Origin of the sequence: Methylobacterium marchantiae, assembly GCF_042679825.1 — a bacterium.
In the GTDB taxonomy this organism is placed as follows: Bacteria; Pseudomonadota; Alphaproteobacteria; order Rhizobiales; family Beijerinckiaceae; genus Methylobacterium; species Methylobacterium marchantiae.
In genome coordinates, this window is record NZ_JBHTND010000013.1 from 47,322 (window position 1) to 65,536 (window position 18,215).

At 66.8% G+C, this 18,215-nt stretch carries 15 protein-coding genes and 1 pseudogene; 5 read left to right on the top strand and 11 right to left on the bottom strand.

What is annotated here, in order from left to right:
* The first annotated feature begins 9 nt into the window (after positions 1-9).
* The 3 genes from ACFQ4G_RS11165 to ACFQ4G_RS11175 all read left to right on the top strand — a co-directional run bounded on the left by ACFQ4G_RS11165 (position 10) and on the right by ACFQ4G_RS11175 (position 1,851).
* Positions 10-840: an OmpA/MotB family protein gene (locus ACFQ4G_RS11165; protein WP_238206297.1), complete on the top strand. Its 831-nt coding sequence runs from the start codon at positions 10-12 to the stop codon at positions 838-840.
* A 258-nt stretch (positions 841-1,098) separates the two neighbouring features.
* Positions 1,099-1,311 (top strand): type II toxin-antitoxin system HicA family toxin, encoded by a 213-nt coding sequence (locus ACFQ4G_RS11170; protein ID WP_238206299.1) that lies wholly within the window; start codon positions 1,099-1,101, stop codon positions 1,309-1,311.
* Between the two features lie 135 nt (positions 1,312-1,446).
* Positions 1,447-1,851 carry a type II toxin-antitoxin system HicB family antitoxin gene (locus ACFQ4G_RS11175; protein ID WP_238206301.1) on the top strand — a complete coding sequence of 135 codons (405 nt, stop codon included), beginning with the start codon at positions 1,447-1,449 and terminating at the stop codon, positions 1,849-1,851.
* Between the two features lie 81 nt (positions 1,852-1,932).
* On the opposite strand, the gene ACFQ4G_RS11180 is transcribed toward ACFQ4G_RS11175, so the two are convergent.
* Both ACFQ4G_RS11180 and ACFQ4G_RS11185 read right to left on the bottom strand, forming a co-directional pair.
* Positions 1,933-2,430: a CAP domain-containing protein gene (locus ACFQ4G_RS11180; RefSeq protein WP_238206303.1), complete on the bottom strand. Its 498-nt coding sequence runs from the start codon at positions 2,428-2,430 to the stop codon at positions 1,933-1,935.
* A 36-nt stretch (positions 2,431-2,466) separates the two neighbouring features.
* Positions 2,467-5,145: a DUF3772 domain-containing protein gene (locus tag ACFQ4G_RS11185; protein ID WP_379040199.1), complete on the bottom strand. Its 2,679-nt coding sequence runs from the start codon at positions 5,143-5,145 to the stop codon at positions 2,467-2,469.
* A 647-nt stretch (positions 5,146-5,792) separates the two neighbouring features.
* On the opposite strand from ACFQ4G_RS11185, the gene ACFQ4G_RS11190 reads away from it, so the two are divergent.
* On the top strand, positions 5,793-6,341 hold the full coding sequence (locus ACFQ4G_RS11190) for an HNH endonuclease (protein WP_238206307.1): 549 nt from the start codon (positions 5,793-5,795) through the stop codon (positions 6,339-6,341).
* A gap of 6 nt (positions 6,342-6,347) precedes the next feature.
* Here ACFQ4G_RS11190 and ACFQ4G_RS11195 read toward each other — a convergent pair whose 3' ends face one another.
* The 4 genes and pseudogenes from ACFQ4G_RS11195 to ACFQ4G_RS11210 form a co-directional block, all read right to left on the bottom strand.
* Positions 6,348-6,650, bottom strand: coding sequence for a hypothetical protein (locus ACFQ4G_RS11195; RefSeq protein ID WP_238206309.1), 303 nt, complete (start codon positions 6,648-6,650; stop codon positions 6,348-6,350).
* 102 nt (positions 6,651-6,752) lie between these two features.
* The gene (locus ACFQ4G_RS11200) at positions 6,753-7,652 is read right to left on the bottom strand and encodes an outer membrane protein (RefSeq protein ID WP_238206311.1); all 900 of its coding nucleotides are present in this window, start codon (positions 7,650-7,652) and stop codon (positions 6,753-6,755) included.
* A gap of 218 nt (positions 7,653-7,870) precedes the next feature.
* Positions 7,871-8,731, bottom strand: coding sequence for an outer membrane protein (locus ACFQ4G_RS11205; RefSeq protein WP_379040202.1), 861 nt, complete (start codon positions 8,729-8,731; stop codon positions 7,871-7,873).
* Between the two features lie 258 nt (positions 8,732-8,989).
* Positions 8,990-9,857: pseudogene (locus ACFQ4G_RS11210) on the bottom strand (outer membrane protein).
* A gap of 214 nt (positions 9,858-10,071) precedes the next feature.
* On the opposite strand from ACFQ4G_RS11210, the gene ACFQ4G_RS11215 reads away from it, so the two are divergent.
* Positions 10,072-10,395, top strand: coding sequence for an MmcQ/YjbR family DNA-binding protein (locus ACFQ4G_RS11215; RefSeq protein ID WP_238206315.1), 324 nt, complete (start codon positions 10,072-10,074; stop codon positions 10,393-10,395).
* Positions 10,396-10,436: 41 nt separating this feature from the next.
* Here ACFQ4G_RS11215 and glmM read toward each other — a convergent pair whose 3' ends face one another.
* From glmM to ybgF, 5 genes are all read right to left on the bottom strand, one after another.
* On the bottom strand, positions 10,437-11,777 hold the full coding sequence (glmM, locus tag ACFQ4G_RS11220; RefSeq protein ID WP_238206416.1) for a phosphoglucosamine mutase: 1,341 nt from the start codon (positions 11,775-11,777) through the stop codon (positions 10,437-10,439).
* A gap of 96 nt (positions 11,778-11,873) precedes the next feature.
* Positions 11,874-13,937 (bottom strand): hypothetical protein, encoded by a 2,064-nt coding sequence (locus tag ACFQ4G_RS11225; protein WP_238206317.1) that lies wholly within the window; start codon positions 13,935-13,937, stop codon positions 11,874-11,876.
* Between the two features lie 155 nt (positions 13,938-14,092).
* On the bottom strand, positions 14,093-16,012 hold the full coding sequence (ftsH, locus tag ACFQ4G_RS11230) for an ATP-dependent zinc metalloprotease FtsH (RefSeq protein WP_238206319.1): 1,920 nt from the start codon (positions 16,010-16,012) through the stop codon (positions 14,093-14,095).
* Between the two features lie 145 nt (positions 16,013-16,157).
* On the bottom strand, positions 16,158-17,168 hold the full coding sequence (gene tilS / locus ACFQ4G_RS11235) for a tRNA lysidine(34) synthetase TilS (protein ID WP_238206321.1): 1,011 nt from the start codon (positions 17,166-17,168) through the stop codon (positions 16,158-16,160).
* A complete protein-coding gene (gene ybgF, locus ACFQ4G_RS11240; RefSeq protein WP_238206323.1) occupies positions 17,165-18,163 on the bottom strand; it encodes a tol-pal system protein YbgF in 999 nt (332 codons plus the stop codon). The genes tilS and ybgF overlap by 4 nt, the downstream gene beginning before the upstream one ends.
* Between the last annotated feature and the right edge of the window lie 52 nt (positions 18,164-18,215).

Consider the following 18,215-nt stretch of genomic DNA (forward strand, 5'->3'; position numbering starts at 1 on the left):
TAGGCGACCGTGGCAAGGAAGAAGCGCGGAGGCCATGGCGGTCACGGTTGGTTCGTGACCTTCGCCGATCTCATGGCCCTGCTGATGAGCTTCTTCGTCATGATCGCGGCCTATTCCACCCAGGACCAGAAGAAGATGCAGGCGGTGGCCGGCTCCATGCGCGACGCCTTCGGCGTCAACCGCGAATCGCGCTTTTCCGGCATCATCGAGAAGGACGGTCTGCCCGCCCCGGGCTTCATCAAGAACCGGCGCGACATCCCGCCGGAGCAGGCCACCGACCGGCCGAACCCGCCCAATGCCGAGGCGACGGAAACCGACGGAAACCCCGATAGCGGGTACCCGGACGCGTTCGGCCTGGCCGCGGCGAGCCTGCGCCAGGCGATGCAGGACATGCCCGAAATTGCGGAACTGTCGAAGAACATCATCATCTCGCCGTCCCAGAAGGGCGTCGACGTCTCCCTGGTGGACCAGGACGGCAGCACGATGTTCCCGGACGGGTCGAGCCGCCCGAACGACCGGACCCGGCGATTGCTGGAGAAGCTCGCCCCCGTCATCCGCAAGATGCCGAACCGCATCGCGGTGACCGGCTATACCGCGACCAACCGGCCCGGCACGCGGCCCCCTGCCCCGCCCTGGGAGCTCTCGGCCAGCCGCGCCATCAGCGTGCGCGAGATCCTCGCCAATGCCGGCGTGTCCGACGACCGCTTCGCCTCGGTCTCGGGCAAGGCCGACACCGAGCCACTGTTCCCGGACAACCCGTATCTGTCGTCGAATCGTCGCGTGACGGTGACGCTGATGAACGAGCAGGCGCCGACGCCGCGCTCGATGAAGCTGCCGTAGGGCCGTCGCGCTCGATCGACGGCTTCGTGCGCGTAGGAGGAGCCCACCTGCACGGCAGCGCATCGTGCCCTTCGCGCAAGCGCCGAGACATCACGGCTTGCCGATCCCCTTGCGATGCCGACAGCGCCTTCGAGCGCATCGCGCCCGATGACGACGATGCACCCGTCATTGCGCAATCTTGTGTAGATACCCTTGCATGATCCCATTTGTTGTGTAATTGTGTGTATATCGGAGACGATTAGGCAAAGGACCGGCTCCATGCCTCCACCCAAGGGCCATAGTCGAAGAACGCGCGACGTCATCGCCGACCTCTATGGTGATGGGTGGAACATTGATCGGAAAGGGCCTGGAGATCACGTGCAGTTCAAGCATCCGAGCAAGCCTGGAAGAGTAACGGTCGATACCGGTGAGCCGGAAATTCCGACAGGAACGCTTCGCAGTATCTATCGCCAAGCTGGCTGGGAGTGGTGAGACCACCTACGTGCTTCAACCCAAGTGGCATCCCGCCGCTTGGGTTTTCGGCTCTTTCGGAAACGCTCCGATGAAGTTCGGCACGCTTCGCGACCGGCAAGTCTCATTGCAACACGGTTTCAAGAGGGTTCGCAGATGGCACTCATCGTTATGCTGATCCATGAGGAGAACGGCTCCTTCGGGGCCTCCTTCCCCGATTTTCCCGGAGCGACCACCGTTGCCGGCGATCCTGACACGCTGTTCCGCAAAGCGGCAGAGATGCTGGCCTTCCACGTGGTCGGCATGGTGGAGCATGGGGACGAAATGCCGGCCGTGCGGTCCCTCGACGAACTGCGTCGCGACGCGGCGTTTCGCGAAGACAGTGACGGGGCCGTAGTCTGTCTTCTCGAAATCGACCTGCCGGGCAAGGCCGTACGGGTGAACATCTCCGTCGAGGAGAATTTGCTCAAGCGGATCGATCGTGCCGCGGAAGCCGCGGGCGAAAGCCGATCCGGCTTTCTGGCGCAGGCGGCGAGATCACGGTTGTTTCGCGCGGCCTGAAACGGCCGGTGCCATCGTTCGCCTCGCCGGGCTGTCGATGACGGATAGGGCGCCAGGACACTGTTGCCGTCCGAGCCGGCATCACTCTGCGACGAGGAGCGCCCAGTACACCTTGTATTTCGAGTTCGGCGCGTAGGCCGTGGCGATGCCCATGCGCGTGGCGGCGGGGGTGAGCATCACGGCGTTGTGCGCCGGACTGTCGCGCCAGCCAGAGAAGGCTTCCGCCAGGGTGTGATAGCCGGCGGACAGGTTGGCCTGCGCCCCGGCATAGCCGAGGCGCTGCACCGCGACCTTCACGGTCTGCGCCTGGCTCGGCTTGTCGGCGGCGGCCATCGCTGCGGCCTCAGCTTCCGCGAGACGCTGCAATTCGGGGTCGATCCGCAGCGGCGCACCGCCGCTGCGGGCGCGATAGGCCGAGATCATGTCGCGGGCGGTAGCCGAATCGACCAGCGCACCGGAGGTGGTCATCGGCCAGTACAGGCTGGGGAGCGCTCCGGTCGTCGGCGCGTCGGTGGCGCATCCGGACAATGTGGCACTTCCCAGAAGCACGAGGCCGATCGCCCGAAATCCCACCTTCATCGTTCCCGCCTCGCGCTCGTCGTCCGTCGTGCCGGTCTAGGACACCTTGGCAGGACTCTTACGCCGTGCCGGTTCACGAGGCGTTGCCGACCGGATCGGTTCGGCCTCCTCGTTCGCCGACGGTGCGCTCTCGCCCTCGCCGGCATCCGGATCCTGCGCCGGCCGATCCTGGCTCCGGCTCTGCGCGAACACCCCGGCGATCTGCCCGAGCGCCGTCTGGACGGGCTCGAGACCCTGGACCGTGACGACGCTCGATCCGGGGCCGAGGGCCGGAATGAACCCTGCGCCGGACAAGGTCTGAAACACCGAAAAGTTCAGGTCGCTCGTGACTTTGAGGCTCATGCTGACGTCGACGATCATCGCGATCAGCTCGAATTCGAGGAAGGGATCGCCGATCTTGCGGAACACCACCCGGGGCGCCGGCTCCTTCAGCACGTCCGGATGGGCCGAGGCGCAGGCGATCAGCATCTCGGCGGCGCGCACCGGGTCCTGGTTGCGCAGGACGTTGACCGTGATGGTCACCCGGCCGGTGCGGTCGCCGCGGACCCGGTTCTTGACGATGCCGGAGATCAGGTTCGAGTTCGGCACGATCACCGCCGAGCGGTCGAAGGTCTGGATCTCGGTGGAGCGCACGGAGATGCGCTTCACGATGCCTTCCGAGTCGCCGATGAGCACCTGGTCGCCGACGCGGATCGGGCGCTCCCACAAGAGCAGCAGACCGGAGACGAAGTTGTTGACGATGGATTGAAGGCCGAAACCGATACCGACGGAGAGGGCGCCGGCCACGATCGTCAGCTTCTCCAGGCTCAGGCCGAGATAGGAGAAGGAGAGCGCCAGGGCGAGCAGGAAGCCGCAATATCCGGTGATGGTGGAGATGGAATTGCGCAGGCCCGCATCGAGATCCGTGGCCGGCAGGTAGGTCTGTTCCAGCCAGCGCTGGATCGCCCGGGTGATGACCACGCCGATGAACAGGAGCCCCACCGCATAGGCGATGGTGGAGAGCGAGATCGTCACGTCGCCGACCTTGAAGCCGAAGAACGCGCTCCGCACGGAGGTGAACACGTCCGTGGAATCGAGGCCCCAGGGCGCCAGCGCCAGCAGGGCCGCCACCACGATCAGCAGCACCCTGGCGATGCCGGTGGTGAGCACGGCGATCTGGTTGATCGAGCGCTTGCGCAGGCCGGTATTGGCCTGGAGCGCCGTGGCGAAGCGCGTCTCGTCCTTAAGCGTGCCGCCGATGAAGGTGTCGGCGCTGGAGATCAGCAGGTAGAGGAGCACGATCAGGCACGCCGTCCAGACCAGCTGGTCGATGAGGAAGGCGGCGAAGGCGACGTAGCCGACCAGCGGGGCGATGCCGATGACGATGACGGCGGCCCATCCGAGGAGCCGGGCCGGACCGCCGATCGTCGTGGTGGATTCGGGGGCGACGTAGGGGCCGAAGCAGGCCTCCTCCTTGTCCGCCGTGTCGGCGAAGCGATGCAGGCCGATGGCGAGGATGAGGATCGTCGCCAGCGCGCCGATGCCGCGGGTGGCGATGGAGATCGACAAGGCGGCGTAGATGCCGGAATTGAGCGCCTCGATGGATTTCACCACGGTGATCACCGTGGCGATGCTCACCGCCAGGGTGGTCAGGCGCCAGGCGGTCGAATCGCTCACCGGTGCGGGACGCCAGGACGGCTTCTCCGGCGAGAGCAGCGCGTCGCACAGGGCTTCGACGAAGGCGATGAAGGCGAGGCCGCCGAGGATGGCGCCGGCCACCGGCATGAGCCGTTGCGGCAGCAGGTCGGTGGCGTCGAGGGCGTAATAGACCGCGTAGCTGCCCACCACCGCCGGCACTGTGCCGAGGAGGAAGACGCGCCAGGCCGCCATCAGCTTCATGCGCTGCGTGGGGTCGACCACGCTCTGGCTGCGCCGCCCGAGGCGCGGCGCGATGTTGCGGCGCCCGAAATACAGCGCCACCGAGATGCCGAGCGCGATGCCGAGAAGGAGGAGGTTCCAGATCGACCCGTTGCGGGTGAACAGCCCCGCGATATCGCTGACGGCAGCTTGAAGGGCGCGCACGTCGCGCGGGATGTCGTCGGCGATGCGCATCCACAGATCGGGATTCACCAGCGCGGACGACCGCTCGAACAGGCCGCGGGTGAAGGCGGCCCGGCGCTTGTTGGTGATCTGGTCGATGATCTGGTCGCTCTGGACGAGCAGCGATTTCGCAAGCCGCTGGGTCTCGTCGATCTCGGCCACCGCGTGCTCGCGCTCGGAGCGCTCCTTCGCGACGTCCTCGCCCTCATCGCCTTCCTTCGGCTTCGGGCCGAGCTGCGCCAGCCGCTCGCGGGCCGCGTCGAGGCGCGGGGTGGTCGCGTCGATGATCAGGCGGATGCGGTCGGCGATGGCGTCGAGCCCGTCGCGGGCTTTCAGCAGGTTGGCCGGATCGACGTTGCGGCCCGCGAGCATCTTCTCGCGCTCGTCGAGATTGGCCTTGGCCTCGTCGAGGCGGTTTCGGACGTTCTGGATCGCCTCCGACACCGCCGGCTTCGGCGCCGTCGGCTTCGCGGCCGGGGCGGGAGCGGGGGCAGCAGCGGGCGCCGCGGCCCCGGTGGGCGCCGGCTTGGCCGGTTCGGTCTGCGCGGGGGCGGCGGGTGCTCCCTGCGCCAGGGCCGGGATGGGATTCAGAAGGGATGCACCCATCCACGCGGCGAGGAGCGCTGCAGGTCGCATCCTGCCCTTCGAGAAGCCCAGTATCATGTCGTTCCTTTCGTCGGCACGCGGCGCCGGCCCGTCATCGGCACCCGCCGCCCGAAAGCCTGCCTGCGCGAAGCGGGCCAGTCGGGGCGGAATGGCGTCTCCGGCACGGACGGATACCATGTCCGGATCACGACCCAAGGCGCCGAGCGCAGGGGCGAAAATCGGGCCGCCACATGGCCCATCAATGGGGCGAAAGGGTGCCGCCGAGGTCTTTTTCGTCCCGCCCGCGCGAAGTTTGTGGGCCGCGACGTCGCGGATCCACCGGGCAACCTTCACAAGCGTGTCACGCTGATATTAGACTAAGCGACGATGGACAGGGCCTTTTCGTATCGACACGAGGAGGTGGCGTTGGCCGTCCAAGTCGATGTGCCTCGCCACGAACCGGGCGTTTCCGCCCGATGCGACCGCTTTTGGCTAAGCCCAGGCGGGCCGGCCCTGCCCGACATCCCGCGCTCTTCGCGTCGCTCGCCGACCCGGCCACCGGCATCCGGTCGCTGCGTTCCGGCGCCATGGTCGAAGCCGCGACTGCCGGGACCACCGATCTTTCATCATCCGGGGACGACGCCGCAGCGATACGGGCCGTGTCGTCCCCCTGTCGATCCGTCAAGAGAGTAGCGCCGATGCTGGATCTCCAAACGCTCGTCCTGAACGCGGATTACCGGCCGCTCTCCTACAATCCCTTGTCGTTATGGTCCTGGAAGGACGCCTTCACCGCCCTCTTCCTCGACAGGGTCACCCTGGTGGCCAGCTACGATGTCGAGGCGCGCTCCCCGAGCCGGGCCCTGCGGGTACCGAGCGTGGTCGCCCTCAAGAACTACGTCACACTGGCACGCAGCCCGGCCTTCACCCGCTACAACATCTACCTGCGCGACACCTTCTCCTGCCAGTATTGCGGCCTGCGGATGCCGTCCGGCGGATTGACCTTCGACCACGTGGTCCCGCGCTCGCGCGGCGGATTGTCGAGCTGGGAGAACGTCGTCGCGGCCTGTTCCCCCTGCAACCTGCGCAAGGCGAACCGCACTCCTGCCGAGGCCGAGATGCCGCTGCTGCACGAGCCGCACCGGCCGACCCGCTACGAGCTGCATCGCCGCCAGCCGGAATTCGACCATCGCGAATACCACCACAGCTGGCTCGACTACCTCTACTGGGACAGCGAGCTGGAGAGTTGAGGCGGGTCAGTACGGCAAGAAGCGCGGCGGCGGCTCGTTGTAGACCGGCGCATTGAGGTTGCGCGGCTGGACGAAACCCTGGACCACCGGCGGGCCGTAGACCGGTGCGAAGGCGCGGCGAACGGGGCGATAGGCCGGATCGCGGTATGGGATGTGCGGAGGCAGCATCGCCCGGTGACGCTGGGCATGGACATGCGGTCCGTATTGGTGGCTCGCATGGAGGCGGCGATGATGGTCGCCCGCCTCGGCACCCGGGATGGAGACGAGGCTCAGCGCGACGGCACCGGCGGCGAGGGCAAGGCGGATCATGGTCTGTCGTCCCGGCGGCTCTGCGGGCTGTCTCGCCCGACGCCCGCGATCATAGCGGCAGAGATACGAGGAAGCGCTTAACGCGCGTTCCCCGGTGCGGGCTCAGAACTTCACGGCTGCGCCGCCGCGGACGGTGTTGATATTGACCGTATGTCCGTCGAAGTCGTTGAACAGAACATACTGATATTCACCGCGCAGGAGGATGTTCTGCGTCAGGGCGAATTCCAGGCCGCCACCGAGCGTTACGCCGCCGACGACCTTCGTCTTCGTGCGGGTTAGAGGAGTATCGCCGGGTATAGAACTATTGGGATTGTTCTGGTTAAAAAATTGATATCCAAAGTTATAAATATCTGAGTTTTTTCCTGAGGTTTGATTGGCCAAATATGCGGCCTGATCAAATCCATAATCTTTATAGTTGACTTTATCTTCAACTTTTGCACGACCAATGGCAAGTCCTCCGGTGATAAATGGTAGAAAATTGCCTATCACGTAGCCAGCTCTTGCGCGAATAGTGCCGTAATCATTTATTTTTGTCGACGATTTTGCTCCAACTTCGACGGCTTCAAATAGGCCGCTTTCTAAAATCTTACTTCTACCAGTCACGCCAGATACAGTGCCAGAGCCATTGAAGCTTGTATAATCGACTTCAATGCCGATTACGATTTCATCGAATTGGTAGTTATATCCGGCAAATCCACCGAACGTTGTTGAATCAATTCGCCTGGAACCTTGACGTAGAAGAGTTGATGCGTTGAAGATAGTTTCGCCGGTCGTGTCGTGGATCTCGTCGAGCAGCATGTCCTTGTAGGCATTTTTGAAGCCGAGCGATGCGGAGCTGTAGCCCGCATGAGCGCCGAAATAGAAGCCGTTCCAGTCGATCTCGGCGGAGGCGGGCTCGTAATCGGGGCCGCGCAGGACGCCGTAATCGAGATCGGCGGCCTGGGCCGTCGAGAACCAGACGAGGGTCACGCTGGTCAGAAGTGCGAGAGTGGCGGTACGCATCGAGGTCGTCCTCAGGGCTAGAGCCCAACTGTTCTTTCCGAACCCTGCCTCCTTACTACTTGAGTAACCTTAATAGTCCGTTTCTCCCGCGCCGGGAGACTTTGAAAGGCGGGTATTTTCAGATCTTCGGTCATGAAGAAGCCCGCTCGGCACGGGCCGGCGGGCTTTCTGCATTCGAAGGTCCCGGTGCGTGCGGAGAGGCCGGGTCCCGGCCTCCGCTACTCGTAGGGATTCCCGCCGCCATAGCCGCCACCGAGCGGGCTCGTGCCGCCGGCGAAGCTGTAGCGCAGGCCGACACGGACTTCGTTGGCCGTGATGTCCTTCAGGCGGGTGCCGTAGAAGTAATCGTCGAGGCCGGTCTTGGCGCGGCCGAGATTGACGTAGCGATAGCTCGCATCGAGGGCGAAGCCCGCACCGATCTCGTAGGAGACGCCGCCGGTGAGGGCCCAGGCCAGCGACGTGACCGAGCCGTCGCGGCGCTTGGCCGCCGGGCGGGCGCCAGCGCCCGGAGAACCGTCGCAACCGGGAATGATGCAGGTGGTCTGCGTGTAGGCGTTGTTGAAGCTCTTGTCCGCCACACCGATGCCCGCGCCGATATAGGGCGTGAGACCCCACCAGGTGCCGAGATCGGCATAGACGTTCACGAGCCCGGTGAGCACGTCGAGCTTGCCGGCCTCGATATTGTAGCCGGTGACGAAGTTGGAGCGCGAGGAATAGGTGCTGAACCGGCTCGCCCCGCGCTGGTCGATGGTGGCGTCCATGCGGAGCCAGTTGTTGAAGCGGTAGCCGACGCCACCGCCATAGCCCGCCTCGTGGCTCAGCCGCAGGCGCACCAGCGGAGGCATGCCCGGGTCGTTGGGGTCGGGCAGCGTCGAGTCCTTGGGATGGTTGTAGTAGCTCTCGGTGAAGTCCGCCCGCAGGTACCAGCCGCTGCCGATCTGCACCGGGGCCGGCGCCGGCGGAGGCGGGGGCGGCGGCAGGAGATCGGCGGCGAAGGCCGGCGCGGAAATGCCGATCGCCAGGCCGGAAAGGATCGCGGCGACGGCTGCGGAACGGTTCGTGCGGGGCGCGGTCATCATGATCCTCAAGGAGGCATCGGCCGGAGAGTGCATGGTGCGGATTCATGCCGGCACGGAACTCGACTGAGCAACACCATGATTTTAAAAGGTTATGATCGCCTTAACCCTAACGGCACATTCGCTTCGGCCGCAGGATTCGGGTGGCGCCGGGTTCGTTCGGAATGAACGGAAACGGCGCGGATCGAAATCCGCGCCGTGTCTTCGAGCCGTTTCTGCGAAACCGTCGGGACCGATGATGGATCGATCCGTGAGCGGGTCTCAGTACTTGCGGACGATGGGGCCCGGCATCGGCTGGTAATCGACCAGCGGGGCTTCCACGCCGCCGAGAAGCCAGCGCATGCCGATCTTGACGTCGTGGGAGGTCAGGTCCTTGACGTGGTAGACCGTCTGAAGTTCACAGGTCGGCAGGCAGGCAGGCGACGGCACCGGTCTGTGCCGAACCCATGTTGAGGTAGCGGTAGGCGACTTCGAGCTTCAGGTTCGGCGTGACGGAGTAGCCGAGACCGGCATGGGCCGCCCAGGCGAAGCTGGTCTTGTCCTTGTCGGGGGCCTTGCCGAAGCCGCCCTGATAATCGCCGTAGCCCTGATCGGTGACGTTGCCGAACATGTGGTGGGCGACGCCGACGCCGCCACCGACGAACGGAGTCACGCCATACCAGGTGCCGAGATCGACATAGCCGTTGGCGAGGCCGACGATGGAGGCGAACTTGCCGGTGGTGCGGTTGTAGCCGGTGCCGTCCGGCTTGAAGGTGGTATCCCGGGCCGTGAAGGTCCAATCCGTCTGGGTCCGGTATTCGCCGGTGACGTCGAAGCGGAGCCAGGGGTTGAACTGGTAACCGACACCGGCGCCGACGAAGGCCTGATCGCCGACATAATCCTGCAGCGTGGCGTATTTGTAGGCGGCAGGCGGATGGGAAACGTCCTGTGCCACCGTCCTGCGAAGGTCGAGGGCACCGACACCCACATCGCCGCGCAGGTACCAGCCGCCGCCGATCTCGACGGGCGGGGGCAGCGGCTCGGGCGGCAGGGTCGGCAGCAGGTCGGCGGCCTGCGCAAGGCACGGCGCTCCCACGCTCGCAAGGAGCGTGATCGAGCGCGCCAAGGCGGAAAGCTTGGAGCGGCGCATAATGGGTCCTTCACTCGATCGTTCGCCGGGCGCGAGAGAATACCGGCCGGGGTGACTGAGCGATCATGTCCCGAAGGAGTTAAATCGGGCTTAACGTTAAATGTTAGCCTTGCCGAATGTTTATCGAGCCGGGACTGTGCCGCATCTGGCGGACACTCCGTCGGCCCGGTGGTGCGGCGATCTCGCGCGGATCAACCAGGGGATAGATTGTTTGATGCGCCCTGAAGACGTGCGCGCCTTGGCGCTGATGCTTCCGGAGGTCGAGGAAGGCGCCCATATGGGCCATCCGGACTTCCGGATCGGCGGCCGGATCTTCGCGACTCTCTGGGTCGACGAGGAGCGCGTCGTCCTGAAGTTCACGGCCGAGCATCAGGCGGTCGTCGTCGAGGCCGAGCCGGATCTGTTCGAACCCGTCTCCGGTGCGTGGGGACGGCGCGGATGGACCAGCCTGTCGCTCGAGGAAGCGGACGAGGAGACGCTCAGGAGCGCCCTCCTCGCGGCATGGCGATGCCTCGCCCCGAAGGCGTTGCAGGACTAGGACTGCCGCCGGGCGGCGGGCACCGCGTCCGGGAGTTAGATTCAGGCCGCCGCCTTGGTGACGGCTTCCACGATGTCGTCGACGACTTCCGTGACGAGGCTGCGGTCGTCGCCCTCGGCCATCACGCGGATCACCGGCTCGGTGCCGGAGGGACGGATGACGACGCGGCCGGTATTGCCGAGCCGCTCGCGGCCATGGGCGATGGCGGTGACCACCGCATCCTGCTGCAGCGGCGTGCCGGAACGGTAGCGGACGTTCTTCAGGATCTGCGGCAGCGGGTCGAAGCAGTGGCAGACCTCGCTCACCGGGCGTTCCTGCCGCTTGACCACGCTGAGCAGCTGGAGCGCCGCCACGAGGCCGTCCCCGGTGGTGGCGTAATCCGACATGATGATGTGGCCCGATTGCTCGCCGCCGAGATTGTAGCCGTGCTCGCGCATGTGCTCGAGGACGTAACGGTCGCCGACGGCGGTACGGGCGAGGCCGAGGCCGATCCCGCCGAGGAATCGCTCGAGACCGAGATTGGACATGATCGTCGCGACCAGGCCCGGCTGGGTCAGGCGGTCGTCGTCCTTCCAGGACCGCGCCACCACGGCCATCAGCTGATCGCCGTCCACCGACTGGCCCTTCTCGTCGACGATGAGGACGCGGTCGGCGTCGCCGTCGAGGGCGATGCCGATATCCGCCCGCAATTCCCGCACCTTGGCGGAGAGGGCGGCGGGCGCCGTGGAGCCGACATCGTGGTTGATGTTGAACCCGTCGGGCTCGACGCCGATGGCGATCACCTCGGCGCCGAGCTCCCACAGGGTTTCGGGCGCCACGCGATAGGCCGCGCCGTTGGCGCAATCGACCACCACGCGCAGGCCGTCGAGGGTGACGTTGCGCGGCAGGGTGCGCTTGGCGAACTCGATGTAGCGGGCATGCACGCTCTCGATCCGCTTGGCGCGGCCGAGATCGCGCGGGCCGGCGAGCTTCTTGTGCAGCTCGCCGTCGATCAGCGCCTCGATCTCGCGCTCGACCTCGTCGTTGAGCTTGAACCCGTCGGGCCCGAACAGCTTGATGCCGTTATCCTCGAACGGGTTGTGCGAGGCCGAGATCATCACCCCGAGATCGGCGCGCATGGAGGGGGTGAGCATGGCGACCGCCGGCGTCGGCATCGGGCCGAGCAGCATCACGTCCATGCCGACCGAGGTGAAGCCGGCGACGAGCGCCGTTTCGATCATGTAGCCGGACAGGCGGGTATCCTTGCCGATCACCACCCGGTGACGGTGTTCGCCGCGCTGGAACACCAATCCTGCCGCCTGCCCCACCTTGAGGGCGAGTTCCGGGGTGATCACCCCGTTCGCGCGGCCGCGGATGCCGTCCGTCCCGAAATACTTGCGCACGTGCTTCATTCCCGATCGTGACGGCCCATCATAGCCGGTCCCGGTCGCTGAATGGTATCGAAGCATGGCAAACGAATGGTGGCGGGCGCGGCGCGTTCAGGCTTCGTCGCGGGTGAGCAATCCGGTGAAGCCGGTGATGATCAGCGAGACGAGGACGGCCCCCTCGATCTGCTCGGCGATGCTGAAATAGTACAGCGCCACGCCCTGCCAGCTCGCCGTGTTCACCCGCCAGAAGCGGTCCGTCCCCGCGTCGAAGAGCGGCATGAACGTATCGAACGAATAGGCCAGCGGATCGAAGGCCGGGTAGAGGTTGACGAGCTTCTCCTTGGCTTCGTCGCTGCTCGTTACCCCTGGCACGAAATCGGCGGCGGCGGTCCGGACGAAGATCTCGCCTTCCTGGCAGAGGCGCGGTCCCATCTTGCAGGATTCGAAGGCCGCGCCGGTATAGACCGCGGCCCAGACCACGATGACGGTGACCGACCAGCCCACCGCCTTCCACGGGTTGAACCCGTAATCGGCCAGGACGTGCAGCAGCCAGCTGACGCAGCGCAGGAACCAGCCGGTCTCGCGGGCGTGCCGCTCGGCCACGCGGCGGGCGATGGCGATGCGATGGGCATCCTCCTCGTAGCCCTGGCTCGCCAGCACCTTGGCGAGATGTCGCCACGGCTGCGGGCGCAGCCGGGTGAAGAGGTCGTCGCAGGATTGCCCGCGCAGCCAGCGCTGACGCGCCGTATGCGTCGGGACGGCCGGAACGGCGTCGCCATCCGGATTGTCGAGATGCTGGTACTCGAATCCGTCGAGGACGAGGTGATCGGCATCGCGGCCCTTCGCGTCGATGAACCGGCTCGGACAGGCGCGCCGGCGAAGGGATGCGGGAACGGGCCAGGCGGACGCGAAATCGACGTAGGTCCCCACCTTCAGTCGCGACAGATCGAGGATGCCGTGCGGTCGCCCGCAGCCCGGATACCGGAGGTCGGCGGCATCCGGCATGATCAGTTGCGAGATCGCGGATTCGCTAAGGTCGAGCGCCAGGAAGCGGAGCGGATCCTCCTCGATGCTCATCCCGCCATGCGCCCTCTCGGCGAAGGCGCTCGACAGGAGCTGGCTCCCGGACAAGTCGAGGGAGCCGCGGATCTCGACGCCCGAGAGCAGGATCGCGCCGGTGATGTGGGCGCCGCGCCCGATGATGAACCGTCCCTTCGTCTCGATGCCGCGCGCGTCGAGCGCGCCGAACGGGCCGCCCACGAGCGTGGCGCCGCTGATCTCGAAATGATGCTCCACCGTGGCCCGGCTGAAGTTCATGCTGCCCATGATCGTGCCGCGGACGGGAGCGTCGCCGGGGCCCGTGCCGCTGCGCAGGATGACGCTGCCGATGCGGCTGCCCTGCGCGTTGATGGCGGTTCCGTTCGGATTGTGGAACGCCGCTCCCTCGGCGGCGAATTGCGCACCAATATGGGCGCTGACGAGATGGCAGACGCCGTTGATCCTGGCGCCGTCGAGGAACATCCCGGCGACGGCAATGTCCTGAACGTCGATGGCGTCGCCTTCCGGATTGTCGAAGAGCGCGCCCACGGCGACGAACTGCCCCCGGATGGTCGCACCGAGGAAGCGGCAGCCGCCCCTGATCGTCGCGTGGTTCAGGAACATGCCCGCCATGGCGCTGCGCTGGGCATTGATGGCGTCGCCGGTCGGATGATCGAACACCGTCCCTTCGGCCGTGACCGTGCTGGCGATGGCTGCGCCGCTGAGATCGCAGGTGCCGACGATGGTCGCGTGCGGGATGAACAGCGGCCCGGCGATGGTGATGCCCTGCGCGCGCAACCCGTTGCCGATGCGGCTCTTCTCGAAGGACAGGGTCCGGGTATGGCTGTTGGTGAAGTCGAGTCCGTCCGGGATCTCGGCCTCGTCGATCCAGAGCGGCCGGACGAGCTCGCGGTCGGCGCAGGCGAGCAGGCCCTCGACCCGGCCGCCGACCAGCCGCACACCCTCGGGGGCGACCGGCCATTCCGCCCGCTCCACGCAGACGAGTGCCCGGACGACGCCCGCGCGAACCGATTCGTCGGGGCCGAGCCGCAGGATCTCACCGTCTCGGCAGGCCTCGACGAGGCGCCGCTCGGGGTTGGTCAGCTCACCGATCGCACCCTGGGACGCCTCATGCATGCGATGTCGCCACCCGGTTTCGATTGCCGTGCCAGATGGTGGATGCCATCAGCAGGTCGATCGGGGATGCCGCGGATGGTATCGATTTACAATCAAAAGAAAAAGCGGCGAGGTCGCCCTCGCCGCTTTGTCATCTCGACACTGTCGATGGCGCCTCACGCCTGCGGCTGAGGCTCCAACCCGCCGTCGTTCTCCCGCGGCCGGCCCCGGCCCGCTGATGGGACGGAAGAGCCACGGATCGGCGTCGGCCCGTCGCCGGCATCGCGGATCGGCGGCTTGCCGGCGATGAGGTTGCGGATCTCGTCGCCCGACAGGGTCTCGTATTCGAGCAGGCCCTGAGCCAGCGCCTCGAGGTCGTCCTTGTGCTCGCCGAGGATGCGGCGGGCTTCCTCAAGCCCGGTCTCGACGAGGCGGCGGACCTCCGCGTCGATCTTCTGGGCGGTCGCCTCCGAGACCGTCTGCTGACGGCCCATGGACATGCCGAGGAAGACCTCGTCGTTGTTCTCTCCGTAGGCGACGGTGCCGAGCTCGGGCGAGAATCCCCAGCGGGTGACCATCATGCGGGCCAGGCGCGTGGCCTGCTCGATGTCCGACTGGGCGCCCGAGGTCACCTTGTCGGCGCCGAAGGTCATCTCCTCGGCGATGCGGCCGCCCATCATGATGGCGAGACGCGAGGTCATCTGCTCGAAACTCATCGAGAGCTTGTCGCGCTCGGGCAACTGCATGACCATGCCGAGGGCCCGGCCGCGAGGGATGATCGTCGCCTTGTGGACGGGGTCGGTGGCCGGCACGTTGAAGGCGACGATGGCGTGGCCGCCCTCGTGATAGGCGGTGAGCCGCTTCTCGTCCTCGGTCATGACCAGCGTCCGACGCTCGGCGCCCATCATCACCTTGTCCTTGGCGTCCTCGAACTCGTGCATCGTGACGATGCGCTTGCCGCGGCGCGCGGCCAGCAGGGCAGATTCGTTGACGAGGTTCATCAGGTCGGCGCCCGAGAAACCGGGAGTGCCGCGGGCGATGACCTTGAGGTCGACGTCGGGCGCCAGCGGCACCTTGCGAACGTGGACGCGCAGGATGCGCTCACGGCCGACGACGTCGGGATTCGGCACCATGATCTGGCGGTCGAAGCGGCCCGGACGCAGCAGGGCGGGGTCGAGCACGTCGGGGCGGTTGGTGGCCGCGATGATGATCACGCCCTCGTTGGCCTCGAACCCGTCCATCTCCACGAGGAGCTGGTTGAGGGTCTGCTCGCGCTCGTCATTGCCGCCGCCAAGGCCGGCGCCGCGATGACGGCCGACCGCGTCGATCTCGTCGATGAAGATGATGCAGGGCGCGTTCTTCTTGGCCTGCTCGAACATGTCGCGGACACGCGACGCGCCGACGCCGACGAACATCTCGACGAAGTCCGAGCCCGAGATGGTGAAGAACGGCACGTTGGCCTCGCCCGCGACCGCCCGGGCGATCAGGGTCTTACCCGTACCCGGGGGGCCGACGAGGAGCACGCCGCGCGGGATACGGCCGCCGAGACGCTGGAACTTCTGCGGGTCGCGAAGGAACTCGACGATCTCCTGCAGGTCCTCCTTGGCCTCCTCGACGCCGGCCACGTCGTCGAAGCTCACGCGGCCAGAGGCCTCGGTGAGGAGCTTGGCCTTCGACTTGCCGAAGCCCATGGCACGGCCCGCACCCGACTGCATCTGGCGGCTGAGGAAGATCCAGGCGCCGATGAAGACGAGGATCGGCAGCCAGCTCACGAGCAGCTGGATGAACCAGGGGGTGTTGTCGGAAGGCGGACGCGCGGTGATCTGCACACCCTTGCTCTGCAGCTTCGACACCAGGTTCGGGTCGTTGGGCGCATAGGAGGTGAAGTTGCCACCGCCCACATAGGTGCCGCTCACATCCTGCCCGGAGATCACAACCGTCTGGATCTTGCCGGAATCGGCGTCGTTCAGAAGCTGGCTGTAGGCGATCTCGCTGCCGCCGCCCCGATGTCCAGGATTCTGGAACAGGGTGACGAGGGCCAGCACGAGCAGGAAGATGACGACCCACAAGGCAAAGTTGCGGAAGTTCGGGTTCATCGATCAATCCCTGGGGGCGTCCGGTCCCGCGCTAAAGGGGCGGATCACTCGGATGCATGTCGGCAATGTAGGCAGTGCCGACCCCCTTGCCAAGTAAATCGGGCCAGCCTGCGGCAAGCCTGTCAGGGGAAAGGTGAGCGCGGCCCTAAGACGGCGACCGCCGCGCCGGGGCCCGACCGAAGGAAAGCACGCCGTCTTCCCCCAGATCGACCAGGATGCCGCGCAGCGTCCGCCTTATCGGAACCCCCGCCGCGAGAGCCGGGCGCAGGTCTTCGAAGACCAGCCGCTCCAGGCGCTCGAGGCGTTGCGAGCCCCCTCCCCCGGCCTCGCTCAGAGCGAGATCGACCGCGCGCAGCAGGATCGCGTCCGGCAGGGCGGCGAGCGCCTGGCCATCGAGCACGACGTCAGTACGCGCGGGAACCCGATGCGCGGCGAGGGCCGTGCGCGCGGCCTGGAGCAGCGCCTCCTCGTCGCGGGCCATGCGGTCGGCGAGGCGGCAGAGGCGTTCCGGGTCGAGGCCCTCGGTGGCGAGATCCGGGATCAGACGCCGCAGGCGGGCGCGGGCGAAGCGTTCGTCGGCATTCGACGGATCGCGCAGGGGTTCGAGCCCATGGCGGTCGCAATAGGCGACGAGGTCCGCCTTGCGGATATGGAGGAACGGCCTCGCGAGGCGCAGGCCCGGCGCGAGTTCCCGCTCCCGCCGCATGCCGGCCAAACCCGTCGGACCGCTTCCGGCAAAGAGGCGCATGAGCACCGTCTCGGCCTGGTCGTCGGCGGTGTGACCGGTGAGCACGGTCTCGGCACCGATCAGGCCCGCGCATTCCGCCAGAAGCCCGTAACGCGCATTCCTGGCCGCGGCCTGGATTCCCCGGCTCGGCTTGTCGCCCTCCCAGGTGAGGATGTGGTGGGGCAGTCCCAGCGCCCGGGCGGCGAGACCCACCTTCCGTGCCTCAACGATGCTCTCGGGACGCAGGCCGTGATCCACCGTCGCCACATGGATCGGATACGCGGAGCCGAGGCGCGCCGCCCGATGCATCAGAGCGGTGGAATCCGGGCCGCCGGAGACCGCGATCAGCAAGGGAGATACGTTCAGGTAGGGCCGCAGCGGAGCGGCGAGCAATGCGTCCGCGTCGTCGGTCGAAGGTTCCGCGCTCAAGCGGCGCAGCGCGCGCGCTTCTGCTCGCGGGCCACGCTCTGGCGGAGACCGGGCGAGGCGGAGGGGAATTTCCGCTCCAGCTCGGCCAGAGTGGCGCAGGCCTGCTCGCGGGCGCCGAGGGCGTTGAGCGAGACGCCGAGCTTCAGCATCGCATCGGGAGCCTGGGGCGAGCGGGCATAGTCGGTGGAGACCTTCAGGAACTGCTCGGCCGCCTCGCGGTTGCGGTTGCGCTGAAGGTAGCTCTCGCCGAGCCAGTAGGTCGCGGAGGGCACCTGCGCATCGCGCGGATGCGACTGGATGAACTGGCGCAGGCTCATCTCAGCCTGCTCGTAATGGCGGTCGGCGATGTAGCCATAGGCCGTCTCGTAATCCGCCCGCGCGTCGCCCGAGGCCGTGGCCGCGACGCTGGTCATCGGACGCGAGGGGCTCGGCAGCGCGCCCGTCGTCGGCACGCGCGAGGGCGGTGTCAGGTCGACGGGGCCGCCGATGCCGGGAGGCGACAGGCCCGGCTCGTCGTCATCGGCCTCGACCACGGTCGGCGGCACGCTCGGGGTCCGCGATGGCGGAGCGGCGGCGATGGCGGCGGAAGGCATCGTCGTGCCGAGCGGCATCGGCCCGCCGGGACGGCCCGGATTCTGTTCGGGATCGAAGGCGTCGCTGCGCTTCTGCGGCTTGGCCTGGCCGGGATTGGTGCCCGATGGGGAGGCGGCAGGCTTGCCGGCGCCGCCCTTGCCCTCCTGCAGGCGGTACTCGACGTCTTCCTGGAACTTGCGAAGCTGCTCCTTGAGCTGGCGGTTCTCGTACTGGAGAGTCTCGATCTGCCCGGCCATCTGGCGCGACTGGTTCTCGATGCGGTTCAGGCGGACGACGAAGTCCGACGCATCCTGCGCCGTCGCGGGGGCGATGGCGGCGAGCGGAAGAAAAGCCGCGAGGAAGGTGGACGCCAAAAGGCGGGACGCCGAGGAACGGGGTACGATGAGCAGGCGGCGGAGCATGGGAAACGGCACCTGTGGTCGGATCGGACGAGGACACGGCCGCATCGGCGGC